Below are 12,769 nucleotides of genomic sequence, written 5' to 3'. Positions count from 1 at the left end.
GCCCCGCATTTACGTTCTTCTTTGTCAAAATAGTCTGGGGGAGAGCGAACCGTGTTCGCTCGGGGTCAAAGCGACCCACAACCTTGTAAGCGGCAAAGCTCCGATGCAAAGGGGTATGCAGATCAAGCCGCGGTTGATGCATGCGAAATCCTTGAACTGCTTGCGCTGTCGCGTGCCGTCAGGCTGACGTCATAGCCCCAAAGGCGCTTAAGGTGCCTTAACACTTCATCACGGTTTTCCGGATCAAGATTGATCCCATCACGCACCGAATGGGTCAGTTTCAATTCGCGATCTCCAGAAAGATCTGCGTCATCGACCTGAATGTCAGGCTCCAGATAGGCCAGATCATACGACCGGGCCAACGCTGCGCGAATATTGCGATAGCCCTGCCGGTTGTGGATATTGCTGACCACTAGGTTCGGCTGTTTGGCGTCATCTGACAACATGAAGAGCTTGAATTTGCGCATCAGATGGGGCGAGAGGAACTGCAGGATAAAACTTTCATCTCGGTAGTTCGCCCAGGCATCTCGCATGACGCTTTTCCAATCGGGATTGCCCGCGATATCCGGGAACCATTCGCGATCTTCTTCGGTTGGATCTTCGCAAATTCTGCGAATGTCCTGCATCATCGCGAACCCAAGCGCATAGGGGTTCAAGCCACCATAGCGAGGATCGTCATACTCCGGCTGCAAAACCACATTGGTGTGGCTGTGCATCATCTCCATATAAGAGCCTTCGCTGATCAGGCCTTTCTCAAGCAAACGGTTGATGATGTAGTAATGTGTGAAGGTTGCGCAGCCCTCGTTCATGACCTTGGTCTGTTTCTGCGGATACATGTATTGCGCGATGTAACGCACGATCCGCAGCAACTCGCGCTGCCAGCTTTTCAACACTGGGCTGTGTTTTTCAAGGAAATACAGCAGGTTTTCTTGTGGCAGATTCATCTTACCGCGACGCTGCGATAATTCTCCATCCTCAGCAGTGGCATCGTTATCGCGATGCCCCATGTTGTCAGCCCAAAGTTCCAGAACACTTTGCTGACTTTCATAGCCATCCCGCTGCCGCTGCATCGCCTGAAGCTCTTCCTTGCTGGGGCGGGGAGGGCGCCCATAGCGAAAGACCCCTTGGCTTTGCAGGGCATGGGCCGCGTCCAAAATCTCCTCTACGGCTTCAACGCCATAACGTTCCTCGCAATTGGCGACGAAGTTTTTGGCAAAAGCCAAATAGTCATGAATGCCTGCCGCATCTGTCCATTGCTGGAAAAGGTAGTTGTTCTTAAAGAAATGGTTATGCCCAAAGGCCGCATGGGCCATCACCAAGGTCTGCATCGCCATGGTATTTTCTTCCATATTGTAGCTGATGCAGGGGTTTGAATTGATCACGATCTCATACGCCAGCCCCTGACGGCCCGCCCGGTAAAGCGCTTCATCCCGCGCAAACCGTTTGCCATAAGACCAATGCTGATACATCAATGGCATGCCAACAGCGCTATAGGCGTCCAGCATCTGCTCGGAACTGATGATCTCGATCTGATTTGGATAGACATCCAAGCCCAATTCATTCAGCGCGATTTCCTCGATGGCGTCATGGGCCTGACCAAGCAATTCAAACGTCCATTCAGGACCCTCAAATAAGAGTTTGCTCATAGGGCGCGCTCCTTTTTATTTGCTGCAAAGAGATCGCGGAAGATCGGATAGATATGTCCAGGCTCTGCCACGCGGCACATTTCAAACTGCGGGAAAGCTTGATCAACCTCGCGCAGGTTCTGCCAAAGGTCTGGGCCTTCTTCGTAATTGCTCAGTAGGTTGGTGTCGTTTTCACCAATGATTTCGACATAGGCGTAATATTGGCAATTCGGGATCAGCGCATCAAACAGCAGGTCTTTGCACTTCACACTGTCATTCCCAAAGTTTTCCCCGTCTGACGCCTGCGCACCGTAGATATTCCATTCATCCGTCGGGTAACGCTCGTCGATAATTTCGCGCATTTTAGTCAGGGCGGTGCTGACAATGGTACCGCCGGTTTCCTTCGCATAGAAAAACGTCTCTTCGTCCACTTCCTGCGCTTGGTGTGTGTGACGAATGAACACGATCTCCGTGTGCTCATAAGCGCGTTCAAGAAAGAGATGCAGCAGCATAAAGAAGCGTTTGGCGAGGTCTTTTTCGCGCTCTTGCATAGATCCCGAAACGTCCATCAGACAGAATACAACCGCCTGAGAGTTTCTGATCTTTTCTGGCACCGTTGTGTCAAAGCGCAGATCAATCGGATCAATATAGCCCACGAGCTTTCGCCGCCGATCCATGATCGCCAGCTTCTCGCGCAGCTCGATGATGCGTCCGGAATGATCCTCAGATTCATCCTCGATGCTCTCAAGGTTTTTCAGCTCTTCCTCAAGCGCCTCAAAGGCCGCCGAAGATGGGCGTTGCAAGGCAATGCGCCGTCCCAGCGAGTTACGCATGGTACGCACGAGATTCAGATTATTCGGAGTGCCTGCCGTTGTTAGACCCGCACGGCGTGTGCCCACGGTTTTCGTCTCTACTGTGTTCTTCTTCACCAGATCAGGCAGCTCTAAGCCTTCGAAAAGGATCTCTAGGTATTCATCTCGCGTCAGCGTGAAGGAAAACCCATCTTCGCCTTCGCCATCCTCGGACCCTTTCTTGCCAGATCCACCAGCGCCGCCCTTCGGGCGTGGAATGGTATCGCCGACCACAAAATCCTTGTTTCCGGGCAAAACGTGCTGGCGAAACCCACCGCGCGGAGAGCTGGCAAAGAAGGGCTCTTTGATGCCTCTTGCCGGGATGGTCACCTGTTCCTCAGCGCCGGGATCAGCCCCGGTCACAGATTTATCACGCACAGATTTATCGACCATCTTCTTGATGTTCTCGCGTGCGCGTCTCAGAAACCGTTGCCGGTTTCCGAGGCTTTTTCCCTTAGGGTTGGCGCGTCTGTCGATGAAATGATGCATCTGGTACCGCTCACCCCGCCTTGTTTACACGCATGTACCATTCAACAAGGCGACGGACCTGTCGCTCTGTATAGCCATGGGTTTTCATTCGTTGAACGAATTCCATGTGTTTGCTTTCGGTATCGCCATCTTTTTTGCTGCCAAAGCTGATGACGGGCAGCAGCTCCTCAACTTGGCTGAACATGTGCTTTTCGATCACATCGCGCAGCTTTTCATACGAATTCCACGGCGGATTTTGTCCAGTATTGGCGCGGTGACGCAGGGCGAACTTTACGACCTCGTTGCGGAAGTCTTTCGGGTTGGCGATGCCCACCGGTTTTTCGATCTTGGAAAGCTCTGCATCCAGAATTTCACGATTATAAAGCTGGCCTGTGTCCGGATCCTTATAATCCTGCTCTTCAATCCAAGCATCCGCGTAAGAGATATAGCGATCAAAGACGTTCTGGCCGTATTCCGTATAGCTTTCTAGGTAAGCCTTCTGGATCTCATTGCCGATGAATTCCTCATAGCGCGGTGCAAGCTCGGTTTTGATGAACTCTAGATATTGCGTTTCCGTTTCGGGTGGGAATTGCTCGCGTTTGATCATTTGCTCAAGGATGTACATCAGATGCACGGGGTCTGCGGCGACCTCCTGTGTGTCGTAGTTGAAGACATTGGACAGCACCTTAAATGCAAAGCGCGTTGAAATCCCGTTCATACCTTCATCGACACCAGCGGTGTCCTGATATTCTTGAACAGTTTTGGCTTTTGGATCCGTGTCTTTCAGGCTTTCACCATCATAAACGCGCATCTTGCTGTACAGATTAGAGTTTGCATGCGGCTTAAGGCGGCTGAGAACTGCAAAGCGTGACAGTATTTTCAACGTTTCAGGCGCACAAGGGGCTGCGTTCAGCTCTGAATTTTCCAGCAATTTATGGTAAATCTGCGCTTCATCGCTGACACGCAGGCAATATGGCACTTTAACGATGCTGACGCGATCGATGAAGGCTTCGTTGTTTTTGTTGTTCTTAAACTGTTGCCATTCGCTTTCGTTCGAGTGGGCCAGTATCAAGCCGCTAAATGGGATCGCGCCAAAGCTTTCGGTGCCCATATAGTTGCCTTCCTGCGTTGCCGTTAGCAACGGGTGCAGCATTTTGATAGGGGCTTTGAACATTTCGACAAATTCGAGGATGCCCTGGCTCGCGCGGTTCAAACCGCCCGAGAAGCTATAGGCATCAGGATTGTCTTGGCTGAAATGTTCAAGCATCCGAATGTCGACTTTACCCACAAGCGTCGAAATATCTTGGTTGTTCTCATCACCCGGTTCGACCTTAGCCACGCAGATGCGACGCAACCGCGAAGGGTAGACCTTTTGGACAGAGAATTTAGAAATGTCGCCGCCAAATTCATCCAGTCGGCGCACGGCCCAAGGGGACATCAGACCGGGTAGGCGGTGTTTGGCAATGCCATATTCATCAACCAGCAGTTCACCCATCTTCAATGGGTCAAACAGACCAAGCGGGCTTTCAAAGATTGGCGATAACGTGTCGCCAGCTTTCAGCACATAGACAGGCTGTTCTTCGATCAGACGCTTGAGGCGTTCAGCAAGAGAAGATTTGCCGCCACCCACAGGTCCAAGAAGGTATAGGATCTGTTTGCGTTCTTCCAAACCCTGCGCGGCATAGCGGAAGTATCCGACGATGCGTTCGACGGTATCCTCCATGCCGTAGAAATCTTTGAAGGCGGCATATTGTTTGATGGTGCGGTTTTGAAAGATCGGCCCCAGTCGTGCGTCTTTGGAGGTATCAACAAGCTCTTCGTCGCCGATGGCGTTTAACATGCGCTCTGCCACATTGGCGTACATGCTCGGGTCATCTTTGCACCCCAGCAAATAGTCCTGCAGCGACATCTCTTCATCGCCTGCGCCGGAGTACTGCTCTGCAAAAAGCTCGACGATATCCTTCATGTGATTGTTCCCCTCTGATTACAAAAACTAGCCCGGAGTCCTCCTCGGGTTTTGGTGACATGGCAGCCTGCACACGTGTTTATTTGCCGAACATTTGTGGCAACCGCAGACTGCGAGAGTGTTCAGGATGTGCTCGAGGTTGCCACTTAGGCCAGACCGTTTAGAGCCCCCGGAAAGCCGGGAAGTCATTGAACCCAAAAGGGTTTTCGGTCGTTGTTTATACCTTCAGGGTACACGAATTTTCCTGAACTTTCTATATGAATCTGTGGCACATCTTGTGATTTGCCAGAGATCATCAATAAATCGTGTTCTTTTTAAGCATTAACCAAAATCACTGGGATTTGGTTAATCGGTCCAAACGGTGCCTTTAAGAAGTCTCAAGGTGACCTTAGGGCAGTAACTGCGAAAACGGCGCATTTCGCCTGTATTGCAGCGCTTTTTGTAAATTACCGCATCTGGTTTTGGGAAGGTAAAAACCACTCAACGTGTGGTTGGAACGGCAGTTGAAAATGGATGAATTATTGTGAATTTTCTGTTCACATTAATAGGCTGAAAAAACCACATCGCTTTTCAATATTGAAACACTCGCGAAAAAACGTGAGCAGGATTGGCGGTTTCGCCACGCAATTTTGGTGTCCATCAATAGGGGGGGATTCGTTTTAGGCCTTCGGATGGGCTTTGTTGTAAACATCCATCAGGCGCGCCGTGTCGACGGCGGTATAGGCCTGCGTGGTAGACAGAGATGCGTGACCCAGCAGTTCTTGAATGGATCGCAAATCCCCGCTGGCTTCCAACAGATGGGTGGCAAAGCTATGCCGCATTGCATGTGGGGTAGCCGTTGCAGGAAGACCCAGCTGCATGCGTACGTTCTGCATGACCGATTGGATTTGCCGTGCACTCAGTCGCCGACCTCGCACACCGATAAAGAGCGGTCCATTGTCTTCCAGTGGATAGGGGCATTGGCGCAGGTATTCATCGACTGCACCACGTGCTGCGGGCAGGACAGGCACAATCCGTTCCTTGCCCCCTTTACCGATGATCCTCATGACTTCTGGCAGCGGAGCGTCGCAGCGGTTCAGGCCAAGTGCCTCCGAGATACGTAACCCACAGCCATAAAGAAGCGTGATCACTGCCGTGTCGCGCGCGCCAACCCATGCGTCTTTGGATTGGATCTCGACTGTATTGATCACAGCCTGCGCGGCGTCAGGCGCCAGCGGGCGCGGGAGTTTCTTTTGAAACTTTGGCGCTCGCGTGGACAAGACGGCAGTGGGGTCAAACCCTTCGCGCTCAGCAAGCCAGCGAAAGAAGCTTTTCACAGCAGAAAGTTTACGCGCCAAGGATCGCGCGGAAAGATCGCCGCTGCGCATCTGGGCCATCCAGGCGCGCATATCGCGGACCGTCAGTTTTGACAAAGGGGCCAGACCCTGCTGGCCGCCTTTATATTCTGTCATGAAAGCCAGAAACTCGCTGACATCGCTGAAATAGGCGGTCAGCGTGTTTTCGGATGCGCCTTTAAGGGCTTTTTGGGCCTGCAACCAGCCATCGCGGGCCTCGCTTGCCGCTGGCGAAATCACGCCAGCCAGCGCCGCATCGCGCGTTCAAAGACCCCTCCAAAGAAGGCCAGAAGGTCTGCCCCCTGTTGCGGGGTGAAATGATGTGGATCTTCAGCGCCCATCAAGAGCATGCCTGGCAGGCGGCCATCACCAAGGTCAAGGCGCAGGCAGGCCTCGGAGCGGATATAGGCGGCTTTATCGCCGAAAACCTCATGTGCGCCGGCTTCAATCTGGCGCAGAGTAACCTGACGCGCCGGCACATTGCGGCCCATGGTCAGATAGGTTTCGATAAAGCCGGGTTCTGCAACGGATAAAACATCACCCAATTTGCGAATGCTGGGGTCGTTGTCTTTCTGTTCTGTTTCCAAAACCAGACGCACCGCATCGACGCGAAGAATTTCAGCAACCTCTCCATCCAGATCTTTCAGAAAAATCTCAAATTCTGTTGGGTCCATCATGCGTAGGATGGCGCGGTGCACCTGATTGGTGCCCGCGAGGTTTTCATAGGCAGCAGCAATGACACTGCGGTGGGTGTCTTCTAAGCGGTCCAGACGTGCCTCGAGCCGTTCCATAGCAATGCCGCGTAGATCGACAATATTACCGCCCATGGATTTTTCATTTGCGGCAATCAGCGCATTCATCAGGTCATTGTCATCCAGAATCATTTCCGGAGTTGAAATGATCTTGTCGCGCAGTTGCTCTTCGATTTGTGCTGTCTTGGTCATGCTCGTGCCAATATCTTTTGCGGCAACCTTATCAGAAGGTTTTGCCGATATCTGCATTTTTTTGGGAAATGTGCGGTTAATCGCGGAAAGAGTTTGGGGGAGGGGCTTTGCCCCTCAGAAGGAAGGCTGTGCCTTCCTTCCTCACCCCAGAGTATTTTGGGAAAGATGAAAGCCGGATTAGAGGATTTTGATGTCCGCTGCAGCGATGTCTTTCAGGAAGGCATCAAGGCCTTTGTCGGTCAGCGGGTGGTTGACCATGTTTTTGATGACCGCTGGTGGGGCTGTGATCACGTCCGCACCAATGCGCGCGCTTTCCAGCACGTGGTTTGCAGAGCGGATGGATGCCGCAAGGATCTGGGTTTCAAAACCATAGTTGTCATAGACATTGCGGATGTCCGCGATCAGGTCCATGCCATCGAGGTTGATGTCATCCAGTCGACCGATGAATGGCGAGATGAATGTCGCGCCGGCTTTTGCCGCCAGAATCGCTTGGTTGGCAGAGAAGCAAAGGGTCACGTTCACCATGTGGCCAGCTTCTGAAAGAGTTTTACAAGCTTTCAGACCGTCCCAAGTCAGAGGCACTTTCACAGCGATGTTGTCTGCGATCTCAACCAGTTTGCGGCCTTCAGCAATCATGGTTTCAGCATCTGTTGCAGTCACTTCTGCAGAAACAGGGCCATCGACCAGATCACAGATTTCTTTGGTGACTTCTATAATGTCACGGCCAGATTTCTTGATCAGGGAAGGGTTTGTGGTCACGCCGTCCACCATGCCCAGATCATTTAGCTCGGCAATGGCGTCGATTTCAGCGGTATCAACGAAGAATTTCATGGGCAGGTCCTTTGATGGGTTGGCCTAAGGTCGCGCCTCGTTTACCTCATAAGGAGAGGTGCTGGAACCCCCTTTGAGGGCAAATTGTGAGCGCTAACATATTTCGAGGTGATTTTGGCAGAACCGGATTTCTATGATGAAGGCACCCTTGTTGGGGTGATGACCACGCAGCCTTTGGACCGTGTGCTGGATTACAAAGCGCCAGAGGGCGGTTGTTGGGCTGGGGCTTTCGTTGAAGTGCCGCTGGGACCGCGTAAGGTTCTTGGTGTTGTCTGGGGCAAGGGGCATGGCAATTGGGATCCCGCCAAGGTGCGCTCGGTTATTCGAGTCTTAGATGTGGCTCCGATGCGTGGGGAGATGCGCAGTTTTTTGGAACGCGCAGGGCAATACACGCTGACTCCCATGTCTCAAATGCTGCGTCTGGCGACGCGTGCGCCCGGACTGTCTGACCCGCCATCGATGCGCAAAGTCTATCGTTTGGGCGACGCCGAGGCTGACCGAATGACAGATGCACGCACGCGCGTATTAGACGCTTTGCGTGAATATGGCGGCTTGTCGTTTACCTTAAAAGAACTCTCTGAGATCGCGGGGGTGACCTCTTCGGTTGTGAAGGGCTTGGTGAAACTGGGGGCCGTTGCCGAAGAAAACACGCCGCGCGATCTGCCATTTCAACGCATGGATCCCGATTATGGGGCTAAAGAGTTAACTGCAGAGCAGGCCGAAGCCGCTGCTCAGATGATGGCGCAGATCAGACGCGAGGAATATGGTACGACTTTGCTGCGTGGCGTAACGGGGTCGGGTAAAACCGAAGTCTATCTAGAAGCCATTGCAGAATGTCTGCGTGTCGGGCGGCAGGCCTTGGTCCTGCTGCCTGAGATTGCATTGACGGCAGAGTTTTTTAACCGTGTCGAGGCGCGCTTTGGAGCAAAACCCGCCGAATGGCATTCAGGCGTGACCATGACCGAACGGCGCCGGATCTGGAAAATGGTCGGGCAAGGCGGCGCACAGATTGTGATTGGCGCGCGGTCTGCTTTGTTCCTTCCATTTCAGAATCTCGGCTTGATTGTTGTCGATGAAGAACACGACACATCTTATAAACAGGATGACGGCGTCCTTTATAACGCGCGCGATATGGCCGTGCTACGTGCCAGCCTTGTAGGGGCGAGCGTTGTGTTGGCTTCTGCCACGCCAAGTCTGGAAAGCTGGGCCAATGCCGATGCGGGTAAGTATACGCGGATCGAGTTGAATTCTCGCTACGGGCCAGCCGTGATGCCAGATATGCGCGCAATTGATATGCGCACCGAGGATCTGCCCAGCGGGACTTGGATCTCCCCGAGCTTGCGTCAACAGGTGCATGAGCGGATCGCCAAAGGGGAACAGTCACTTTTATTCATCAATCGGCGTGGCTATGCGCCGGTCACTGTCTGTCGTGCTTGTGGCCATCAGATTGGGTGCGATCATTGTGATGCGCGCATGGTTGAACACCGTTTTCTAAAACGCCTGCTCTGCCATCAATGTGGAGAGAGCAAACCGATGCCCGATGTCTGCCCAAGCTGCGAGGTGGAAGGTAAACTTGCCGCCGTCGGGCCGGGGGTGGAGCGGTTGGCAGAAGAGGCCAAAGAGGCTTTTCCTGATGCGCGGTTGGCGGTTTTGTCGTCTGATCTGTTTGGATCAGCGCGGGCACTGAAAGAAGGGATCAAAACCATCGCTGACGGCGGGGCGGATGTTATCATCGGCACGCAGCTTGTCGCCAAGGGGCATAACTTTCCACTACTGACATTGGTGGGCGTCATTGATGCCGACCTTGGTTTGCAGGGATCAGACCTGCGCGCAGCAGAACGGACCTTCCAATTGATCCGGCAGGTCGCGGGGCGCGCTGGGCGATCCGAACGTAAAGGGGTGGCGCTGCTGCAATCCCATCAGCCAGAGCATCCCGTGATCCGGGCCATTCTGGCCGGTGACGAAGAAGCCTTTTGGCAGGCCGAAGCGGGGGAACGGCGTCACGCGGGCGTGCCTCCTTATGGGCGGATGGCCGGGATCATTCTGTCGTCGACGGATGTGGCAGAAGCCTTTGACCTGGGGAATGCGTTGGCGCGCAATGATGGGGCGCTTCGGCAGATCGGAGCACAGGTTTTTGGCCCAGCACCGGCCCCAATTGCACGCGTGCGGGGACGTCATCGCGTGCGGCTTTTGGTGAAGGCGGACAAAGCTGCTCCTATTCAAGCTGCCATCGCAAAATGGATTGGGCAGTTTCAAATCAAAGGTGACATGCGTCTGTCTGTCGATATCGACCCGCAGTCCTTTTACTAACCTGCAAATATGCGCGGCGCTTTGTGCGCTGGTGATTGTTTGAAACTGCTCGCGTCTTCGACCTTTCGGGCGTAAAGGATCATCATGTTTGAAAAGATTGCTCTTAATAAAACCGGACATTTGCCACGGTGGCGCCAGCCGATTGTGCTGCTGTTTCTTATGGCGGCAGCAATGCCAATTGCCTTTTCCACGTGGTCGGCCCTGCTGAACAACTTTGTGATCGAAGTCGCTAATTTTGACGGCTCCGACATTGGCTTGCTGCATACGGTGCGCGAAATCCCGGGGTTCTTGGCCTTTGCGGTGATTTTCTTGATTATTTTCATCCGCGAGCAAGTGCTGGGTATGATCTCGCTTGTGCTTTTGGGGGTAGCAACTGCGCTGACAGCCTATTTCCCAAGCCTCGGTGGCATCTTGATGATCACTTTGCTCAGCTCGATTGGCTTTCACTATTATGAAACCGTGAACCAGAGCTTGCAGCTGCAGTGGCTTGATAAAAAACGTGCCCCAGTGGTTCTGGGGTGGCTGTCGGCCATGGGATCAGCCGCGACACTTGTCGTTTATCTCTGCATCATCATGACCTGGGAAAGCTTAGGATTAAGCTATAACACCGTCTTTATGATGTCCGGTGGCGCGACAGTCGTGATTGCTTTGATTGCCCTTTTTGCGTTCCCGCAGTTTGAAAGCCCAACACCACAAGTCAAAAAGATGGTGCTGAAGAAACGGTACTGGCTATACTATGCGCTACAATTCATGGCCGGCGCGCGTCGTCAGGTTTTTGTTGTGTTCGCGGGCTTCATGATGGTCGAAAAGTTTGGCTTTGAAGTACACGAACTGACCGGCCTCTATTTGATCAATCTGGTGGCCAATATGATCATTGGCCCAATGATTGGCGGTGTTGTCAGCCGATACGGAGAACAAAAGACTCTGTTGGTAGAATACATTGGTCTTGTCATTGTCTTCCTGGCTTACGGCGGTATTTATTTCTTTGGCTGGGGTGTCATGTTGGCCATGGTGCTCTATGTGATTGACCATTTACTGTTCTCTATGAAGCTGGCCTTAAAAACCTACTTCCAGAAAATCGCGGATCCCGAAGACATCGCGCCGACGGCAGCTGTTGCCTTTACCATCAACCATATCGCAGCGGTCTTCCTGCCAGTCCTCCTAGGCCTGTTGTGGCTCTATTCACCCGGAGCGGTTTTTGCGATGGCTGCAGCCATGGCTGGTGTGTCTTTTGGTTTGGCTTTGATGATCCCACGTCATCCGCAAAAGGGATACGAAACACGTCTTCAAGGCGTTGGTCCGGTGCCTGCAGAATAAGCCACCCTTGACCTTCACCATTGCGGTGCTTAGGCCGCAGGCCAGCGTGATAAGGATTTTACGATGCCCACATTTACTGCTCTGACCACATTGCAAGGCAAAGACCAAGCGGATCGCCTGGGCAAAGCCATGGAAAACCTCGAGCCTGTTCCAACGGGTGTTGGTGTCTTCGAAATCGAAGATGGATCAGGTCTGTGGGAAGTTGGTGCCTATTTCACCGAAGAACCAGATGCCGCGTCCTTGGCTTTGCTGGAAGCCGCCTTTGGCATCAAACCCTTTGCGGTGTCTGAACTACCCGAAACCGATTGGGTCGCCCACGTAAAGCGCGAGCTGGTTCCCGTTCAAGCTGGTCGCTTCTTTGTCTATGGCAGCCATGATGCAGATCAGGTGCCTGAGGATTGCGAACCCTTGTTGATCGAGGCCGCCATGGCCTTTGGCACCGGGCACCACGGAACCACATTGGGCTGCCTTAAGGCAGTTGATCGTCTCGCAGGTGAGGGCTTTGTGGGTTTGAACGTTGCGGATATTGGCTGTGGCACAGCTGTGCTGGGCATGGCGGCTGCACGCATTTGGCCAAATCCGGTCATGGCAAGCGATATCGATCAAGTCGCGGTTGATGTCGCGATCGCCAATGTGAAAGCCAACGATCTTGTAGATCGTGTGATCTGCGTTGAAGCGGCGGGCTTTGGTCATGATGATCTGCAAGCCAAAGCGCCATATGACTTGGTCTTTGCAAATATTCTGAAAGCCCCACTTGTAGGGCTGGCACCAGATATGGGGGTGAATATTGCTGCGAAGGGCTATGCGATCTTGTCGGGCATTCTAAACGAGCAGGCAGATGAGGTTGTAGCAGCTTACACGGATCGTGGCTTTTCCGTGCACACGCGCGAAGAAATCGGCGAGTGGACGACACTGACATTGCAGCGCACTTAAACTCGATTCGCACAATTTTAACCAAAACAGCGGCTTTCGGGCCGCTTTTTTTACGCCCTTTGCGTGGAATTAGGCCTCGAAAACGTTTGAATTGGGGCGCTTTCATGAAAAATGGCGACTCATGCCCTATTTTCGCCACAATTTAGAGGGATTGTAGCCTTGTTTGGTGGGGGCCAAACGAAGTGTGCTG

At 52.9% G+C, this 12,769-nt stretch carries 9 protein-coding genes; 3 read left to right on the top strand and 6 right to left on the bottom strand.

Annotated elements, in window-relative coordinates:
- Positions 1 to 122: 122 nt before the first annotated feature.
- The 6 genes from JXQ85_RS08295 to fsa form a co-directional block, all read right to left on the bottom strand.
- Complete coding sequence (locus JXQ85_RS08295; protein WP_421748428.1) at positions 123 to 1,646, bottom strand: SpoVR family protein; 1,524 nt, start codon at positions 1,644 to 1,646, stop codon at positions 123 to 125.
- A complete protein-coding gene (locus JXQ85_RS08290) occupies positions 1,643 to 2,965 on the bottom strand; it encodes a YeaH/YhbH family protein (protein WP_421748427.1) in 1,323 nt (440 codons plus the stop codon). Before JXQ85_RS08290 ends, JXQ85_RS08295 begins: the two co-directional genes overlap by 4 nt.
- A gap of 10 nt (positions 2,966 to 2,975) precedes the next feature.
- Positions 2,976 to 4,910, bottom strand: a complete 1,935-nt coding sequence (locus tag JXQ85_RS08285) for a PrkA family serine protein kinase (RefSeq protein ID WP_421748426.1) — start codon at positions 4,908 to 4,910, stop codon at positions 2,976 to 2,978.
- 659 nt (positions 4,911 to 5,569) lie between these two features.
- Positions 5,570 to 6,484: a tyrosine recombinase XerC gene (locus tag JXQ85_RS08280; protein ID WP_421748425.1), complete on the bottom strand. Its 915-nt coding sequence runs from the start codon at positions 6,482 to 6,484 to the stop codon at positions 5,570 to 5,572.
- A complete protein-coding gene (locus tag JXQ85_RS08275; protein WP_421748424.1) occupies positions 6,481 to 7,188 on the bottom strand; it encodes a DUF484 family protein in 708 nt (235 codons plus the stop codon). Before JXQ85_RS08275 ends, JXQ85_RS08280 begins: the two co-directional genes overlap by 4 nt.
- A gap of 177 nt (positions 7,189 to 7,365) precedes the next feature.
- Entirely contained in the window at positions 7,366 to 8,019 is a 654-nt protein-coding gene (fsa, locus tag JXQ85_RS08270) for a fructose-6-phosphate aldolase (protein ID WP_421748423.1), read from the bottom strand.
- A gap of 114 nt (positions 8,020 to 8,133) precedes the next feature.
- On the opposite strand from fsa, the gene JXQ85_RS08265 reads away from it, so the two are divergent.
- From JXQ85_RS08265 to JXQ85_RS08255, 3 genes are all read left to right on the top strand, one after another.
- Positions 8,134 to 10,329, top strand: a complete 2,196-nt coding sequence (locus JXQ85_RS08265; RefSeq protein ID WP_421748422.1) for a primosomal protein N' — start codon at positions 8,134 to 8,136, stop codon at positions 10,327 to 10,329.
- 84 nt (positions 10,330 to 10,413) lie between these two features.
- Positions 10,414 to 11,646 (top strand): MFS transporter, encoded by a 1,233-nt coding sequence (locus JXQ85_RS08260; protein WP_421748421.1) that lies wholly within the window; start codon positions 10,414 to 10,416, stop codon positions 11,644 to 11,646.
- A 63-nt stretch (positions 11,647 to 11,709) separates the two neighbouring features.
- Positions 11,710 to 12,579, top strand: coding sequence for a 50S ribosomal protein L11 methyltransferase (locus tag JXQ85_RS08255; RefSeq protein WP_421748420.1), 870 nt, complete (start codon positions 11,710 to 11,712; stop codon positions 12,577 to 12,579).
- Positions 12,580 to 12,769: the final 190 nt, after the last annotated feature.

It is taken from the genome of Cognatishimia sp., from assembly GCF_049116455.1.
In the GTDB taxonomy this organism is placed as follows: domain Bacteria; phylum Pseudomonadota; class Alphaproteobacteria; order Rhodobacterales; family Rhodobacteraceae; genus Cognatishimia.
The sequence above is the reverse complement of the archived record's forward strand: the minus strand, read 5'-3'. Positions and strand labels throughout refer to the sequence as shown.

Excerpts from the sequence above, each read along its gene's own strand:
- JXQ85_RS08295 (WP_421748428.1), bottom strand. The coding sequence starts at position 1,646 with ATGAGCAAACTCTTATTTGAGGGTCCTGAATGGACGTTTGAATTGCTT.
- JXQ85_RS08290 (WP_421748427.1), bottom strand. The coding sequence starts at position 2,965 with ATGCATCATTTCATCGACAGACGCGCCAACCCTAAGGGAAAAAGCCTC.
- JXQ85_RS08255 (WP_421748420.1), top strand. The coding sequence starts at position 11,710 with ATGCCCACATTTACTGCTCTGACCACATTGCAAGGCAAAGACCAAGCG.
- fsa (WP_421748423.1), bottom strand. The coding sequence starts at position 8,019 with ATGAAATTCTTCGTTGATACCGCTGAAATCGACGCCATTGCCGAGCTA.
- JXQ85_RS08285 (WP_421748426.1), bottom strand. The coding sequence starts at position 4,910 with ATGAAGGATATCGTCGAGCTTTTTGCAGAGCAGTACTCCGGCGCAGGC.
- JXQ85_RS08260 (WP_421748421.1), top strand. The coding sequence starts at position 10,414 with ATGTTTGAAAAGATTGCTCTTAATAAAACCGGACATTTGCCACGGTGG.
- JXQ85_RS08275 (WP_421748424.1), bottom strand. The coding sequence starts at position 7,188 with ATGACCAAGACAGCACAAATCGAAGAGCAACTGCGCGACAAGATCATT.